Origin of the sequence: Glutamicibacter sp. HZAU (assembly GCF_004100365.1) — a bacterium.
Classification (GTDB): Bacteria; Actinomycetota; Actinomycetes; order Actinomycetales; family Micrococcaceae; genus Glutamicibacter; species Glutamicibacter nicotianae.
This window is the reverse complement of sequence record NZ_SCKZ01000009.1, coordinates 63,171-76,804: the sequence shown is the minus strand read 5'-3', so window position 1 is coordinate 76,804 and position 13,634 is coordinate 63,171. Positions and strand designations below refer to the sequence as shown.

Sequence of the window (13,634 nt, the reverse complement as noted above, 5' to 3'; positions counted from 1 at the left end):
TCAAGCTCCTTCAATGTCTGCTGGTTCTGCCAGCAAGTTCGGGGCAACTTCGGCCAGGGCCGGCAACCCGCCGTCAAGATAATTTGCCTTGATGCCTCGTGTGGCGAGCAAGGATGCCGCGCGTTGCGAACGCGGTCCGCGTGCGCAGTACACGGTGACGTTTTCAGGGATCTGTTCCAGCTCGGCACCGGATTCGATCGCCGCTTCCAGCTGGGGCAACGGCAGGTGCAGGGACCCTGCAATGTGCTGCTGTTCGCGTTCGTCGTCGTTGCGCACATCCAGCAGCACCGGCGCATCCGCACCGGCCAGTGCGTCGGCGAGCGCTTCGGCGCCGACGGATTCGGCCTCCGGCAGCGATCCGGCGCAGAAGAGCACGTAGTCGATCAGCCCGGAGATTTCGGGGGCTTGCGGGTCGCGGGAGTATTCCAGGGTGCGGGTGCTGGCGGCGAGCGCATCATAGATCAGCACCTTGCCCACCAGCGGCTGGCCCAGTCCTGCGATGAGCTTCAGCGCTTCGGTGGCGAGCAGCGAACCGATGGTTCCGCATAATCCGGGCAGCACTCCCCCGGCCGCGCAGTCCGGGACGGTGCCCGGGGCTGGAGGAACCGGGAAGAGATCGCGGTAGCCCGGACCTTGCTCATGCCAGGCCACGGAGACCTGGCCGTGGTGCTGCAGGATGGATCCCCAGATCAGCGGGATGCCGGTGAGCTGCGCAGCATCATTGGACAGGTAACGGGTCGGGAAGTTGTCGCTGCCGTCGATCACGAGGTCATAATTCGCAAAGATCTCCAGCGCATTGGAGGAATCCAGGCGCAGGTTGTGCTCGATAATCTTTACGTTCGGATCCAGCGCGGTGGCCGTCTGGGCCAGCGACGCGGTCTTGGATTTGCCGATATTCGCGGTGGTATGGGTGACCTGGCGATGCAGGTTGGACAGTTCCACCACGTCGTCATCCACGATGCCAATGGTGCCTACCCCCGCCCCGACCAGATACGGGATGCAGGCGCTGCCCAGGCCTCCGGCGCCGATCACCAGCACGCGGGCGGCGGCCAAGCGGCGCTGGGATACCTCATCGAATCCGGGCAACGAGAGCTGGCGTGCGGCCCGCTTAGCCTGTTCGCCGCTGAGTTCCGCACCGGGTGCGACTAGGGCTGGGAAGTAGCCTTCGCTCATCATCGTGTCCTGTTCGCTCTAGCGCGATAGCATGAAGTCATGTCGAAGATCACGATACGCTACTTCGCTGCCGCCGCGGCGGCGGCGGGCACCGAGCAGGAAACCTGGGATCGGCCGGAAACCCTGGCGCAGCTGCGCACGCAGCTCATCGACACCCACGGGACCGAGATGGCCCAGGTGCTGCGTGCCGGAAGCTTCCTGGTCAACGGTGTGGTGCGCCGCGATGCCGGCGAGCTGGGTCCGACCGGGGAGCTCACCGTGGACGTGCTGCCGCCTTTTGCAGGCGGATAGCCAATGACCTGCACCCTTGAAAACCATCGCGCCGAGCTGGCTAGCCTGCTCAAACCGGTCTTCGATTCGCTTGGCACGCAATGGCTGCCCGTAACCAGCGAGCAGCTGTGCGACCGGATCACCAGCGAGGACACCTTCGCCGTGCTGCCCATCCCAGCGTTCACGAATTCGCAGATGGACGGCTACGCCGTACGCAGCGCAGATCTGTTGTCCGCGGCACCCGATGCCCCGGTCTCCCTGCCCTTGGGCTTCACCGCCGCCGCCGGGGACCCGCAGCTGGAGCTGCAGCCGGGCACCGCCAGCCCGGTGATGACCGGCGCAATGATCCCGGCCGGAGCCGACACCGTCATTCCCGTGGAGGAAAGCGCCGCCGGAACCTTTCCCGAACTCGTGCGTTGCGGCCACGGCACTCCCAGCGGCCAGGCAGCATTCACCGCGCCGAGTCCCGAAGGGCGCTTCATCCGCCCGGCCGGCGTGGATCTTCAAGCCGGTGCGCTCGTGGCACCTGCCGGAACCCGACTGGCCCCTGCCATGATCGCGGCACTGGCTTCCAGCGGGCTATCCGAAGTTCCGGTGCGCCGGGCACTGAAGGTGGCGCTATGCACCACCGGCGATGAGCTGAGCAATGGCCAGCTGGCCGAAGGGCAGATCCCGGATGCCAATTCGCCTATGCTCGCGGCCCTGCTGCGCCGGCACCAGGTCGAGGTCCGCACCATCCAGCTGCCCGATGATCCGCAAGGCTTCGCCAACGCCATCGACAGGCTGCAGGCAGAAGTGGACCTGATCGTGACCGTCGGCGGCATCAGCGCCGGCGCCTACGAAGTGGTCCGCCAGGCCCTGTCCGAAAGCGGCGGGAACTTCCACCACGTGGCCATCCAGCCCGGCGGCCCGCAGGGTTATGCGCAGCTGGACGACGCAGTGGTGCTCTGCTTCCCGGGCAACCCGGTCAGCGCGCTGCTCTCGGCCGAGCTGTTCCTGGTTCCGCTGCTGCGCGAATTCAATGGCCTGCCCGAGCCTAGGCCCGAGCAGTACCTGCTGGCATCCGATGCCAGCTCCCCCGAGCACAAGCACCAGGTGCGCAGGGCAGTGATCCGCGATGGACAGGTCACCATCCTGGATCCGGGGTCCCATCTGGTCCACGACCTGGCCCGCGCCGATGCGCTGGTGCATATCCCGGTAGGCGTCAGCCAGCTGGCGGCCGGCCAAAGCATTGAAACTTGGAGCATGAATGTCTGAGAAACTCACCCACCTGCGCGAAGACGGCAGCGCCCACATGGTCGACGTCAGCGACAAGGCGGTCACCAAGCGCGTGGCTACCGCCGAGGCCATCTTTGCCACCCGCCCGGATGTCGTCCCGATGCTGATGACCGGAGACCTGCCCAAGGGCGAGGCGCTGGGCACCGCACGCATCGCCGGCATCATGGCGGCCAAGCGGACCTGGGAACTAGTCCCGCTGTGCCATCCGCTGCCGATTTCCAAAGTGTCCATTGATTTCACCGCCGAGGAATCCGCAGTGCGCGTCACCGCCCAGGTGACCACCAAGGGTGTCACCGGAGTGGAGATGGAAGCGTTGACCGCCGCCAGTGTCGCCGCGCTGACCCTCTACGACATGGTCAAGGCCGTGGACAAGCACGCCGAGGTCCGCTCGGTGAAGGTGCTGTCCAAGTCCGGAGGCAAGAGCGGGGACTGGGTTCGTGGAGACTAGCCGCACAGCGGCGGTGGTGGTCGCCTCGACCAGCGCCGCGGCCGGCAAAGCAGAAGACAAGACCGGCCCGCTGATCACCCGGTGGCTGTCCGAGCGCGGTTTCGACACCGGGCAACCGACGGTGGTAGCCGACGGGCAGCCGGTGCGTTTCGCCGTGGATGAGCTGCTGGCCAATGGCAGCCAGATAGTGATCGTCACCGGCGGGACCGGGGTCTCGCCCGATGACCAATCCCCCGAAATGGTTGCCCCGCTGCTCGATGTCCAGCTGCCAGGTATCATCGAGGCCATCCGCCGGCGCGGAGAGGCCTCAACCCCGATGTCCATCATTACCCGCGGGGTGGCAGGATTCGCTGGCAGCAGCTTCGTGATCACGCTGCCCGGATCCACCGGCGGAGTGAAGGACGGGCTGGCGGTCCTGGAACCGATCCTTGAGCACCTGCTGGCCCAGCGCAGCGGCGTCGGTGCCGGGCACGGCTCGCGCTGAAGTTTTCCTGCATCCCAATTGACCAGAAAGGCCGCCACGGTGAGCATCGAACCCGGCATCTACCAGCATTTCAAGGGACAGCGCTATGAGGTGCTGGCCGTGGGAAAGCACAGCGAGACCGAAGAGCCGCTGGTCTTCTACCGCAAGCTCTACGATGACTACAGCTTCTGGGCCCGGCCGCTTCAAATGTTCGCGGAACACGTTGAACGCGACGGCTACAGCGGACCGCGGTTCGCCAGGATCGCATAGGTCCGGTCGCGGAATTCCCTGGCTCTACTGCGAGTCGGCCTCGTTGTAGCGTGCCAAGGCTTCGGCAAAGGTGGAGATCTGCTCTTCGCTCCAGCCATCCAGGCGGTCGGCTACCGCGGCGCGGTGCACTGCGGCGGATGCCTGAAGCCGATCGCTTCCCAGCTCAGTCAGTTCCAGTACGCGCCCGCGCCCTGATTCGGCAGCGTCATAGGCGATGTATCCCAACTCCAGCAGCGTGCCCACTTGCCGGGAAACTGTCGACCGGTTCAGCGAGAATGCCTCGGCAATGTCGGTAGCCCGGGTTCCGGGAGTATCGGCAATGAAGCGCAGCAGGGAATGCTCCACGAGGGTCAACGGCTCGGCCAGCTGGCGGGAGCGCGAATTTGCCCGCCGGGTAATCAGTTGCATGTGGTGGAAAATCGATTGGATGTCGGCTTCGCGCTGTTCCTTGCCCATGTACCGAGTCTAGTACCCAGGGCTTCATCGGAATCTTAAAGTTGCATCATGCAACATTAAGAGTATTCTTGGGTGCTGATGACTCTCACCGACACCGCCCCGCGCCCATCCTCCGACTCCACGCAGACCGTCTCCGTGGACGCAAAGCCGTCCCCTGCGCCCAAGCGGGCACCGCTGGGCTGGGGAAAGCTGGCCTTGACCATGCTGATCCCGTTCTTCCTGTGCGCAATCATGGGCTTGTTCTATCTGGGCGCGTTCCATGCGCCCAGTCCGCACAACGTGCAGGTAGCAGTCGTCGGCGGTTCCGCGCAGTCCAAGGTCTTCGCCCAAACCTTGCAGGATGAATCCGACGGCGCCTTGGGAGTGCGCACCGTCGCTGATGCCGCGCAGGCTCGGAAACTGGTCGGACAGCGCGAGCTCGCAGCCGCCTACGAAACAGTCAACGGCACCGCAACGCTGTACATTTCCAGCGCAGCATCGGAAACGTCGGCGAATATTGCCCAGAAGATCTTCATGGACGTGGCCTATGAGCAAGACCTACCCTTGCGCATCGAGGATGTCGTGCCCACGGGAGCGCAGGACACCACCGGGCAGGGCCTGTTCTTCCTGCTGGTTGCATTGAGCATTGGCGGCTATGCCAGCGCCGTTCCGCTGGCCGGGTTCATGGGCAAGGTCAAGCTGCCGGTGCGCCTGGTCCTGGCGGCGGTCGCCGCCGCAGTGGTTGCCACGATCGCAGTGATCATCGCAGGCCCGGTCTACGGGATCATCGAGTCCCGGTTCACGGGCATCTGGTTGACTTCCTGGGTTTATGCCGCCGGCATCACCTTGCTGGGCCTGGGCCTGCATCCGCTGCTGCGCCACTGGACCACCCCAGTGCTGACGCTATGCTTCGTCGCGTTGAACTTCACGAGCTCCGGCGGCATCTTCCAGCCCCAGATGCAGCCCGGCTTCTATGGTGCACTGAACTCGTTCTGGAATGGCGCAGGGTGGCTGGATGCTGTGCAGACCCTGGTCTACTTTCCCGAGCAGTCCATTAGCATGGATATCCTGCGACTGCTGTTGTGGCTCATTCCCGGGATCCTGCTGGTGATCCTGACCCACGCCTGGAGCGTGCGCAGAACCCGCATCGCGAACGAGCATGCCTCGATCCAGGACGTCGAAGAGGCTGTCGCGGCCTAGCCGGCAGGCAGTCTTGATCGTGCCTTGGCCAGCGCGCGCCGCAGTCCGTCGACCGCATCACCCATCGCCGGGGTGCCGGCATCCTGGAATGATCCCATGCCGCCTTGGTAGTGCCGCATCGCCTGCGCCGCAGCGGCACGCAATTCCTTGCGGGTCGAGACCAGCCCGAACAGCTCGCCGAGCGACTGTGCCACGCCCGCCCGCTGCGCATCGCCGTCCATTGCCGCCGCCTCGCGCAGATTCGAGATGGCTTGCCGGATCTCGCGCAGGCGCTTCTCTACTGCGTGCATGCTTCTAGGCTAGCCGCCGCCTTGCTGCCGGCGCTATTGGCCCAACGCGGCGCGCACTTGTGGCAGGACTTCTGTGGCCAGCAGCTCGATGGAACGCAAGGTCTGCGCCTGCGACAGGCCGCCCAGACCCACCTGCGCCAGGAAACGGGTGTGGCCTAGGATCTCGTGCTCCCACAGGATCTTGTCCACGATTTCTGCCGGGCTGCAGGCAAAGAGCGCCCCGCGCGGGGAGGCCCATGCCTCGAAGGATTCACGATCCAGAAATCCTGCACGCGGCATGTTCTGCCCGATGCAGGAGCTGTAATGCGGGTAGAAGCTGTTCCGGGCGCCCTGCGAGGTTTCCTCGGCATAGAAGTGCGAAGATACCCCGATGCGTCCTGGCTCGCGCCCGGCTTCGTGCGTGGCACGGCGATAGAGCTGGGCCAGCGGCCCGAAGCGTTCAGGTGCGCCGAGGATCGCCAGGTACAGCGGCAACCCTAGCCGGCCGGCACGCACCGCCGAGGCTGGCATCCCGCCCACGGCTGCCCAGATGGGCAGTTGCTCCTGAACCGGACGAGGCCAGACCCCCGCCTCATCCAGCGGCGCGCGGGTGTTGCCGCTCCAGGTCACGGGGTTTTCGTCGCGGATCTTCAGCAGCAGATCCAGCTTTTCCTCGAAGTACTCGTCGTAGCGTTCCAGCGACTGGCCGAAGAGCGGGAAGGATTCAAGGTAGGCCCCGCGGCCGGCGGTGATTTCCGCGCGTCCCCCGCTGATCAGATCCACGGTGGAGAAGTCCTCGAAGACGCGTACCGGGTCGGCGGATGAAAGCACCGTGACGGTGCTGGTCAGCTTGATGTTCTGGGTTTGCGCGGCGGCGGCCGCGAGCACTATCGGAGGGACGGACACCGCGAAGTCCTCGCGGTGATGCTCGCCCACGCCAAAGACGTCCAGTCCGGCCTGGTCTGCGACCCGCGCCCATTCAAGGATGTCGCGCATCCTGGTGGCCGCATCGACGGGCTTGCCGTCGGCATCCCTGGTCAATTCCCCGAAGGTGAAGATGCCGATTTCAAAGGGCGCGCCCTGGCTCATGCGTTGTCTGCTGCCATCGCATCCAGTTGCGCGGAAATGTGGCTGCGCACGTCGTACAGCTCATCCATGTTGATGCCGTGGGCCAGCCCCGGGTAGGTCCGTTCATTCAGGGTCGAGTGCCCGGGCAGGAACCCGGCGGTCCGTTCGATGGCGACCGGGGCAATGACCTGGTCTTCGGTGCCGCGGCCCCAGAAGACGGCGGGTCGCTGGGCGGCGATGATTTCATCGGCTGGCTGGGTGCCGCCAAGCACGAAACCGCCGAGGATCGTGGTGGCCAGGACGCGCTCGGGACGGGTGCGCAGCAGCTGGCTGGCCATCAGCCCGCCCTGGGAGAAACCGACCGGAATAATCTTGGTGGAGGCGTCCGCATTTGCGTCGATCCAGGCCCAGATGGCTGCGGTTGCCGCTTCCACCGGTGCCGCGTCGGGGACGCCCGGTGTGGTGATCTGGAACCAGGCGGCCCCGCCGTGGCCCAATTCCAGCGGTGCGCGCAGCGAAGCCCACGGCAATTGAAGGCCCAACGGTTCGGCCAGCGAAGCCAGGTCGTGCTCATTGGAGCCGAAGCCATGCAGGAAGACCAGCACGGCGCCGGATTCCGCGGCGTCATCCCAGTTGGAAGAACGCACATCGCTCAACAGGTTGCTCATGGCAGGTCAGCTCCTCATCAGTTGCCGGGGGGCAGTGCCGGAGGCGGAAGTTCAGCTTTCACGGCAGCCTTCCCGGCAAAGTTCATAGTCCAAGCATACTGGAATTGATTGAAGATACAAGTAAATTTTTTCAATCCAACTCGTCACATACACCCGACCAGACCCATTCGGAATTTCCGAAGCGAGCTACACTGCGATCCAGTTCACCCTCTGCCAAGAGCCGCGCGGCAGCAGTACGAACCTGCTGGTCAACAAAGATGATCCCGGCCCGGAATCGGCCCGAAGCTAATGCGAAAACTCGGGGATTCGCCTTGGCGGAATCATTGAATCCGGAGGTATCCCATCCCACTTCACGCAAGAATTCGGCGGCAGAAAACTCTGGACAGCGATCAAAATTACTGTGATCATTTCGTTTTACTACTGGCCGGTAGCAAGTTTCTTCCAACTTTTACCCGAAGGACAACCATGCAACGACGCATACTCTCCGGTCTAGGCGCACTGTGCCTGGCCGCCGCAGCACTCGCTGCTCCGGCCGTCGCGCCAAGCCCGGCAAGCACCGCGCAAGCCGGCACGGTTTCCACTCTTGGCATCAGCCCAGTGGGGGCCAACGATTGGGACTGCACGCCCGATGCAGAACACCCCTACCCCGTAGTCCTGGTTCACGGCACCTTTGAAACGATGGACGTCAACTGGATCTCCCTGTCGCCCAAGCTCAAGCGCAACGGCTATTGCGTTTTCGCACTGAACTACGGCTTTGAAAACGGGCTTTCCGGGGCCGCGCATGTCCCCGACTCGGCGGCCGAACTGGGCGATTTCATTGACCGCGTACGCCAGGCCACCGGCGCCAAGAAGGTGGACATCGTCGGGCACAGCCAAGGCGGAATGATGCCGCGCTGGTACATGGGCCACATGGGCGGAGCGAAGTACGTCAACGACCTGGTGTCGATCGCCCCATCCAGCCACGGCACCCAGGGCATTCTGGTCCCGACCGCCACTGGCGTGGCAATTGCCAACAGCATTGACACCTGGATCTGCGATTCCTGCGCCGACCAGGTGTCCGGCAGCGATTTCATGACCGAGCTGAATGCCATCGGCGACACAGTCGCCGGCCCGGACTATACGGTAATTGCCACCAAGTACGACGAGATCGTCATGCCCTACAAATCGCAGCTCCTGAAGGGAAACAGCGCGCAGGTGACCAACGTCCTGCTTCAGGACAAATGCCCATTGAATATCTCGGGACACCTCGGCGTGAACGTTGATCCGGTGGTCCATCGCTGGGTGCTCAACGCCCTGGCCACCGATGGCCCGGCAGACCCCGGCTACCGCCCATCCTGCTACCTGTAAGCAGGCCAGTACGCGTCCAGGCATCGGCTCCCGGTGCCGGGACGCACCCGGAGCACCCCTAGGCAGTGCGCCAGCCAGCTACTAGATTGGTGACCATGGACGTACTTTCCAGCAGGGTGCTGCTGCGGCCGGTGGATCTGGCCGCAACCCAGCGGTTCTACCGCGAAGTGCTGCAGCTGGCCGTGGCCCGGGAATTCGGTCCGGCCGAGCAACCAGGCATGGTGTTCTTCCTGGGCAATGGCCAGCTGGAAGTCTCCGGGCGCAGGGCGCCTGGCACGCCTTCCACCTTGGTGCTCTGGATGCAGGTGCGGGATGTGCGTGCGGAACTGGAACAACTGTCCGCCCGCGGCGCGAAGGTGCTCCGCGAGGCATGCCAGGAGGACTGGGGCCTGGTCGAGGCATGGATCGAGGATCCCGACGGAACCAGGATCGTGCTGGTGCAGGTGCCGGCAGATCATCCGCTGCGCCGGGATGCGCGCGAGCCGCGGAAATAAAAGCTGGCGTGCGTGCCGTGCCCGTGGCAAGCTGAAACCGAGCGCCGCTGAGGAGGTCGGCGGCCCGTGGAAAAGGGGCATGCCATGCGTTTCGACCCGTCCAGGACTGCAGTGGTGTCCATCCACAATCAAAGGGACATCATCGGGCCCGACGGCGCCTTCGCGCACCTGTTCCACGAGCAGATCACCGCCCGGAACGTGGTGGGCAAACTGTCCGGGCTGCTGGACCAGGCCCGCACGGCCGGCGCCACCATCATCTACACCCGCATCGCCTTCGCCCCGGACTACAGCGACCTGGTGCCCAATTCCCCGCTGCTGCAGCTGGTGCAGCAGGCAGGCGCCCTGGTGGACGGCACCGAATCGGCGGCCATCATCCAGCCGCTGCTGCCTGGCCCTGGCGATGCCGTCATCACCAACCAGCAGGTCGGCGGCTTCGGGACCGAACTCGCTGGATTGCTCGAATCCGGCGGCATCGACACCCTGCTGATCGCCGGGGTGGCAACCAATATCTCGGTGGAAAGCACCGCCCGGGCGGCTGTGGACCATGGCTGCCGGGTGGTGATCGTGGAAGATGCCTGCTCGGCGGCCACCGAGGCGGCCCATGCGGCGAGCATCGAATCACTCGGGCTGCTCGCCACGATCACCGGCTGCGGCGATATCCAATGGGATCCGGCCGCTGGCTGATCCGCAGGGTCGGCTCGCCGCTGGCCGCTAGCGGCTGGCGGCCAGCGCCTCGCGCACCTGCTGCGCGGCTTCGAGAAGCCGTGGCAGCACCGCCTGGGCGGCATCATGCGCAGTATCAGCGGTATTCGGATGCACGCTCATCGACACGTTCATCGCGGCCACTACGGTGCCATCGGCGCTGAATACCGGCACCGCCACGGAGCGCAGCCCGATTTCCAGTTCCTGGTCCACCACCGCATAGCCCTGGACGCGGATCTTCTCCAGTTCCTCGCGCAGCGCAGCCGCATCTCCAATGCCCAATCCGGTCATCGACTGCACCCCGGCGGACAGCACCTCCTGCTGGATTTCCGCCGGCTGGTGGGCCAGCAGCACCCGGCCCATGGAGGTATTGGCCGCAGGGAAGCGGGTGCCCACCGAAATGCCTACCCGCATGATCGAACGGGTATGCACGCGGGCGATGTAGACGATATCCGAACCGTCAAGGATGGAAGCGGAAGCCGATTCGTGCACGGCGGCCGAGAGTTCCTCGAGCACCGGCTCGATCAGCTGCGGCAAGGTGGCGCTGGACAGGTAGGCATAGCCCAGCTGCAGGACCTTGGAAGTCAGCTCGAAGTGCTTGCCGTCGGTGCGCACATAGCCCAGATCCACCAGGGTCAGCAGGAACCGCCGGGCGGTGGCCCGGGACAGGTTTGTCCGGGCGGCGACCTCGGAGAGGGTCATCGACGCGTGTTCTGCGTCGAAACTGCTGATGACCGCCAAGCCCCGGGCCAGTGACTGGACCGATGCGGTTGGTGCTGCCTGCTCGCTCACCGTGCTCCTTGCGCGTGCTCAAATGATTGCGGGGTGCGCGTCCGGGTTCCCCGATGCGCACCCCACTAATCTACTGTGTCTGCTATGCCTTGGTCAGTTCCACCGGAACCTTGGCCGCCAGCTGATCGAAGCTGATGCCATGGGTGGAGCGCACGAAGACCTTCGAATCGCGCAGCTCGAAGACCGCGACTTCGGTGTAGATCCGCGAGACGCAGCCGAGGCCGGTGACCGGGTAGCTCAGCGCCTCGACGAGCTTGGATTCACCGGCCTTGGTGAACAGGCTCATCATCACCCAGGTCGCCTTGGCGCCGATGGCCAGGTCCATGGCGCCGCCCACTGCGGGGATGGCGCCTTCGGCACCGGTGTGCCAGTTCGCCAGGTCGCCGTTCTTGGAGACCTGGAAGGCGCCGAGCACGCACACGTCCAGGTGCCCGCCGCGCATCATCGCGAAGGAATCAGCGTGGTGGAAGAAGGAGGCGCCGGGCAGCTCGGTGACCGGGATCTTGCCTGCATTGATCAGGTCCTCGTCGATGTCCTCGCCGGTGGCGACCGGGCCCATGCCCAGCATGCCGTTCTCGGTGTGCAGGGTAACCCCCTGCTCCTTGGTGAGGTAGTTCGAGACGTTGGTCGGCTGGCCGATGCCCAGGTTCACGAAGGCGCCGGCCGGGATGTCGGCGGCCACCAGCTGCGCCATTTCATCGCGGGTGAGCTTCGCCTCGGTGGTGCTGAATGCGCTCATTACTTTTCCCCTCCCAGTTCCACCACGGTATCCACGAAGATGCCCGGGGTGATGACGTTTTCCGGATCGATGGCACCGGCCGGCACGACCTCGTCCACCTGCACGATGGCCTGCTTGGCCGCGGTGGCCATGATCGGGCCGAAGTTGCGTGCGGTCTTGCGGTAGACCAGATTGCCCAGCGTGTCGGCCTTCAGCGCCTTGATCAGCGCGAAGTCCGCATGGATCGGGGTTTCCAGCACATAGCCCTTGCCATCGATGATGCGGGTTTCCTTGCCCTCGGCCAGCAGCGTGCCGTAGCCGGTGGGAGTGAAGAACCCGCCAATGCCGGCCCCGGCGGCGCGGATGCGCTCGGCCAGGTTGCCCTGCGGCACCAGTTCCAGCTCGATTTCCCCGGCCCGGTAGGCCGTATCGAAGTGCCAGGAGTCGGACTGGCGCGGGAAGGAGCAGATGATCTTCTTCACCCGGCGCTCCTTGATCAGCAGGGCCAGGCCGGCATCGGCCTGCCCGGCGTTGTTGTTGACCACCGTCAGGTCGGTGGCGCCGCACTCCATGAGCGCGTCGATCAGTTCCATCGGCTGCCCGGCGTTGCCGAAGCCGCCGATCAGCACGGTGGATCCGTCGGTGATCTCGGCGACGGCGTCCGCGGCCGAGGTGGCAATACGTGGTGCCATGATGCTGCCTTTCTACAAGCTACTTGGTTGCGTTCACGTTCTCGACGACGACTGCCAGCCCCTGGCCCACGCCGATGCAGATCGCGGCGATGCCGTATCGTTCGCCGGATTCCTGCAGCCGACGGGCGACGGTGCCCAGGATGCGCAGGCCCGAGGCGCCCAGCGGGTGGCCGATGGAGATGGCCCCGCCCCAGGCGTTGACGATCGCCGGGTCGACATCCCAGGCGCGGATGCAGGCCAGCGACTGGGCGGCGAAAGCCTCATTCAGTTCCACCGCGGCGATGTCCGACCACTTCAGGCCGGCCTTGGCCAGCGCCTTGTTGGCCGCCTCGACCGGAGCGAAGCCGAAGAACTGCGGGTCCAGGGCGGCAGCGCCGTTGGAGACAATGCGGGCAATCGGGTCTGCGCCCAGCAGTTGCCCGCCGCGCTCGGAGCCGAGGAAGGCGGCCGAGGCGCCGTCGCTCATCGGCGAGGCGTTGCCGGCGGTGACCGTGGCGTTCTCCCCGGTGCGGAAGACGGTGCGCAGCTTGGAGAGGGTTTCGGTGGTGGAATCGGCGCGGATGGTCTCGTCGCGGGTGACTTCCACCCCGCGCTTGGTTGCCGGAGGCACCGGGACCACCAGGTTCTCGTACTTGCCGGCCTCCCAGGCGGCCGCCGCCTGCTGGTGCGAACGGGCCGAGAACTCGTCCTGGTCCTCGCGGGAGATGTTGTGCTTCTCGCGCAGCTGCTCGGTGGCCTCGCCCAGCGACACCGTCCACTGACCCGGCATGGCCGGGTTGACCAGGCGCCAGCCCAGGGTGGTGTTGGCCAGTTCCAGATTGCTCATCGGGAACGGGCGCTCGGTCTTGGGCAGCACCCAGGGGGCGCGGGACATGGATTCGACGCCACCGACCAGAACCAGGTCCGCGTCGCCGGTGGCGATTTGCCGGGAGGCAGCGATGGAGGCATCCAGCGAGGAGCCGCACAGGCGGTTCATCGTGGTGCCCGGCAGCGAGGTGGGCAGGCCAGCGAGCAGGGTGGCCATGCGGGCCACATTGCGGTTTTCCTCGCCGGCGCCGTTGGAGTTGCCGAAGATCGACTCGTCGATTTGCGCGCTGTCCAGCTGCGGAGCGCGGGCTACCAGTTCGCGCACCACGTGGGCGGCCAGGTCGTCGGGGCGGTGGCTGGACAGGGAACCGCCGATTTTGCCGAATGGCGTGCGGATTGCGTCGTATAGGTAGGCCTGCTGCATCGTCTCACTGCTCCATCGCTATAAGATGTTCACATCGTGAACTTATGTTCGTATGTTGAACTTTATCAGTTTCCACCCATCGGGCACAAGAGTTTGGCCAGTCCCACCTGTTCGCT

18 protein-coding genes are annotated in these 13,634 nt (G+C 65.2%); 9 read left to right on the top strand and 9 right to left on the bottom strand.

What is annotated here, in order from left to right; translation table 11 throughout:
• Nucleotides 1-1,173: a ThiF family adenylyltransferase gene (locus tag EKH49_RS14215; RefSeq protein ID WP_330857445.1), complete on the bottom strand. Its 1,173-nt coding sequence runs from the start codon at nucleotides 1,171-1,173 to the stop codon at nucleotides 1-3.
• A 39-nt stretch (nucleotides 1,174-1,212) separates the two neighbouring features.
• Here EKH49_RS14215 and EKH49_RS14210 point away from each other — a divergent pair, with 39 nt between their 5' ends.
• Genes EKH49_RS14210 through EKH49_RS14190 form a run of 5 tightly spaced genes read left to right on the top strand, consistent with a single transcriptional unit; the run spans nucleotide 1,213 to nucleotide 3,902 of the window.
• Complete coding sequence (locus tag EKH49_RS14210; protein WP_073707444.1) at nucleotides 1,213-1,464, top strand: MoaD/ThiS family protein; 252 nt, start codon at nucleotides 1,213-1,215, stop codon at nucleotides 1,462-1,464.
• Nucleotides 1,465-1,467: 3 nt separating this feature from the next.
• Complete coding sequence (locus EKH49_RS14205; protein WP_128471356.1) at nucleotides 1,468-2,700, top strand: molybdopterin molybdotransferase MoeA; 1,233 nt, start codon at nucleotides 1,468-1,470, stop codon at nucleotides 2,698-2,700.
• The gene (gene moaC / locus EKH49_RS14200; protein ID WP_128471355.1) at nucleotides 2,693-3,169 is read left to right on the top strand and encodes a cyclic pyranopterin monophosphate synthase MoaC; all 477 of its coding nucleotides are present in this window, start codon (nucleotides 2,693-2,695) and stop codon (nucleotides 3,167-3,169) included. The genes EKH49_RS14205 and moaC overlap by 8 nt, the downstream gene beginning before the upstream one ends.
• Nucleotides 3,159-3,653 (top strand): MogA/MoaB family molybdenum cofactor biosynthesis protein, encoded by a 495-nt coding sequence (locus EKH49_RS14195; protein WP_128471354.1) that lies wholly within the window; start codon nucleotides 3,159-3,161, stop codon nucleotides 3,651-3,653. Before moaC ends, EKH49_RS14195 begins: the two co-directional genes overlap by 11 nt.
• Nucleotides 3,654-3,692: 39 nt before the next feature.
• On the top strand, nucleotides 3,693-3,902 hold the full coding sequence (locus EKH49_RS14190; protein WP_038992430.1) for a DUF1653 domain-containing protein: 210 nt from the start codon (nucleotides 3,693-3,695) through the stop codon (nucleotides 3,900-3,902).
• A 24-nt stretch (nucleotides 3,903-3,926) separates the two neighbouring features.
• On the opposite strand, the gene EKH49_RS14185 is transcribed toward EKH49_RS14190, so the two are convergent.
• Entirely contained in the window at nucleotides 3,927-4,358 is a 432-nt protein-coding gene (locus tag EKH49_RS14185) for a MarR family winged helix-turn-helix transcriptional regulator (protein WP_038992432.1), read from the bottom strand.
• Nucleotides 4,359-4,436: 78 nt separating this feature from the next.
• Between EKH49_RS14185 and EKH49_RS14180 the strand changes: the two genes are divergently transcribed.
• The gene (locus EKH49_RS14180) at nucleotides 4,437-5,537 is read left to right on the top strand and encodes a hypothetical protein (protein ID WP_128471353.1); all 1,101 of its coding nucleotides are present in this window, start codon (nucleotides 4,437-4,439) and stop codon (nucleotides 5,535-5,537) included.
• Here the strand turns inward: EKH49_RS14180 and EKH49_RS14175 are convergent.
• From EKH49_RS14175 to EKH49_RS14165, 3 genes are read right to left on the bottom strand one after another with little or no spacing between them, the layout of a single operon-like run.
• On the bottom strand, nucleotides 5,534-5,827 hold the full coding sequence (locus EKH49_RS14175; RefSeq protein ID WP_128471352.1) for a hypothetical protein: 294 nt from the start codon (nucleotides 5,825-5,827) through the stop codon (nucleotides 5,534-5,536). The genes EKH49_RS14180 and EKH49_RS14175 overlap by 4 nt on opposite strands.
• Before the next feature lie 33 nt (nucleotides 5,828-5,860).
• Nucleotides 5,861-6,895 (bottom strand): LLM class flavin-dependent oxidoreductase, encoded by a 1,035-nt coding sequence (locus EKH49_RS14170; protein WP_128471351.1) that lies wholly within the window; start codon nucleotides 6,893-6,895, stop codon nucleotides 5,861-5,863.
• The gene (locus EKH49_RS14165) at nucleotides 6,892-7,542 is read right to left on the bottom strand and encodes an alpha/beta hydrolase (protein WP_128471350.1); all 651 of its coding nucleotides are present in this window, start codon (nucleotides 7,540-7,542) and stop codon (nucleotides 6,892-6,894) included. The genes EKH49_RS14170 and EKH49_RS14165 overlap by 4 nt, the downstream gene beginning before the upstream one ends.
• A 465-nt stretch (nucleotides 7,543-8,007) precedes the next feature.
• Here EKH49_RS14165 and EKH49_RS14160 point away from each other — a divergent pair, with 465 nt between their 5' ends.
• From EKH49_RS14160 to EKH49_RS14150, 3 genes are all read left to right on the top strand, one after another.
• Entirely contained in the window at nucleotides 8,008-8,889 is an 882-nt protein-coding gene (locus EKH49_RS14160) for a lipase family alpha/beta hydrolase (protein WP_128471349.1), read from the top strand.
• Nucleotides 8,890-8,984: 95 nt separating this feature from the next.
• Nucleotides 8,985-9,383, top strand: coding sequence for a VOC family protein (locus EKH49_RS14155; RefSeq protein ID WP_128471348.1), 399 nt, complete (start codon nucleotides 8,985-8,987; stop codon nucleotides 9,381-9,383).
• Nucleotides 9,384-9,449: 66 nt separating this feature from the next.
• Nucleotides 9,450-10,067 (top strand): cysteine hydrolase family protein, encoded by a 618-nt coding sequence (locus tag EKH49_RS14150; RefSeq protein ID WP_236641176.1) that lies wholly within the window; start codon nucleotides 9,450-9,452, stop codon nucleotides 10,065-10,067.
• Nucleotides 10,068-10,094: 27 nt separating this feature from the next.
• Here EKH49_RS14150 and EKH49_RS14145 read toward each other — a convergent pair whose 3' ends face one another.
• The 4 genes from EKH49_RS14145 to EKH49_RS14130 all read right to left on the bottom strand — a co-directional run bounded on the left by EKH49_RS14145 (nucleotide 10,095) and on the right by EKH49_RS14130 (nucleotide 13,518).
• A complete protein-coding gene (locus tag EKH49_RS14145; RefSeq protein ID WP_128471347.1) occupies nucleotides 10,095-10,877 on the bottom strand; it encodes an IclR family transcriptional regulator domain-containing protein in 783 nt (260 codons plus the stop codon).
• 82 nt (nucleotides 10,878-10,959) lie between these two features.
• Nucleotides 10,960-11,616 carry a 3-oxoacid CoA-transferase subunit B gene (locus EKH49_RS14140; protein WP_128471346.1) on the bottom strand — a complete coding sequence of 219 codons (657 nt, stop codon included), beginning with the start codon at nucleotides 11,614-11,616 and terminating at the stop codon, nucleotides 10,960-10,962.
• Nucleotides 11,616-12,287 carry a 3-oxoacid CoA-transferase subunit A gene (locus EKH49_RS14135; protein WP_128471345.1) on the bottom strand — a complete coding sequence of 224 codons (672 nt, stop codon included), beginning with the start codon at nucleotides 12,285-12,287 and terminating at the stop codon, nucleotides 11,616-11,618. Before EKH49_RS14135 ends, EKH49_RS14140 begins: the two co-directional genes overlap by 1 nt.
• A 19-nt stretch (nucleotides 12,288-12,306) precedes the next feature.
• Nucleotides 12,307-13,518, bottom strand: a complete 1,212-nt coding sequence (locus EKH49_RS14130; RefSeq protein WP_128471344.1) for a thiolase family protein — start codon at nucleotides 13,516-13,518, stop codon at nucleotides 12,307-12,309.
• Between the last annotated feature and the right edge of the window lie 116 nt (nucleotides 13,519-13,634).

What these genes read in the sequence shown, in the direction of transcription:
- EKH49_RS14140 (WP_128471346.1), bottom strand. Translation starts at nt 11,616, where the DNA reads ATGAGCGCATTCAGCACCACCGAGGCGAAGCTCACCCGCGATGAAATG.
- EKH49_RS14135 (WP_128471345.1), bottom strand. Translation starts at nt 12,287, where the DNA reads ATGGCACCACGTATTGCCACCTCGGCCGCGGACGCCGTCGCCGAGATC.
- EKH49_RS14210 (WP_073707444.1), top strand. Translation starts at nt 1,213, where the DNA reads ATGTCGAAGATCACGATACGCTACTTCGCTGCCGCCGCGGCGGCGGCG.
- EKH49_RS14175 (WP_128471352.1), bottom strand. Translation starts at nt 5,827, where the DNA reads ATGCACGCAGTAGAGAAGCGCCTGCGCGAGATCCGGCAAGCCATCTCG.
- moaC (WP_128471355.1), top strand. Translation starts at nt 2,693, where the DNA reads ATGTCTGAGAAACTCACCCACCTGCGCGAAGACGGCAGCGCCCACATG.
- EKH49_RS14215 (WP_330857445.1), bottom strand. Translation starts at nt 1,173, where the DNA reads ATGAGCGAAGGCTACTTCCCAGCCCTAGTCGCACCCGGTGCGGAACTC.
- EKH49_RS14130 (WP_128471344.1), bottom strand. Translation starts at nt 13,518, where the DNA reads ATGCAGCAGGCCTACCTATACGACGCAATCCGCACGCCATTCGGCAAA.
- EKH49_RS14155 (WP_128471348.1), top strand. Translation starts at nt 8,985, where the DNA reads ATGGACGTACTTTCCAGCAGGGTGCTGCTGCGGCCGGTGGATCTGGCC.
- EKH49_RS14160 (WP_128471349.1), top strand. Translation starts at nt 8,008, where the DNA reads ATGCAACGACGCATACTCTCCGGTCTAGGCGCACTGTGCCTGGCCGCC.
- EKH49_RS14180 (WP_128471353.1), top strand. Translation starts at nt 4,437, where the DNA reads ATGACTCTCACCGACACCGCCCCGCGCCCATCCTCCGACTCCACGCAG.
- EKH49_RS14170 (WP_128471351.1), bottom strand. Translation starts at nt 6,895, where the DNA reads ATGAGCCAGGGCGCGCCCTTTGAAATCGGCATCTTCACCTTCGGGGAA.
- EKH49_RS14185 (WP_038992432.1), bottom strand. Translation starts at nt 4,358, where the DNA reads ATGGGCAAGGAACAGCGCGAAGCCGACATCCAATCGATTTTCCACCAC.
- EKH49_RS14165 (WP_128471350.1), bottom strand. Translation starts at nt 7,542, where the DNA reads ATGAGCAACCTGTTGAGCGATGTGCGTTCTTCCAACTGGGATGACGCC.
- EKH49_RS14205 (WP_128471356.1), top strand. Translation starts at nt 1,468, where the DNA reads ATGACCTGCACCCTTGAAAACCATCGCGCCGAGCTGGCTAGCCTGCTC.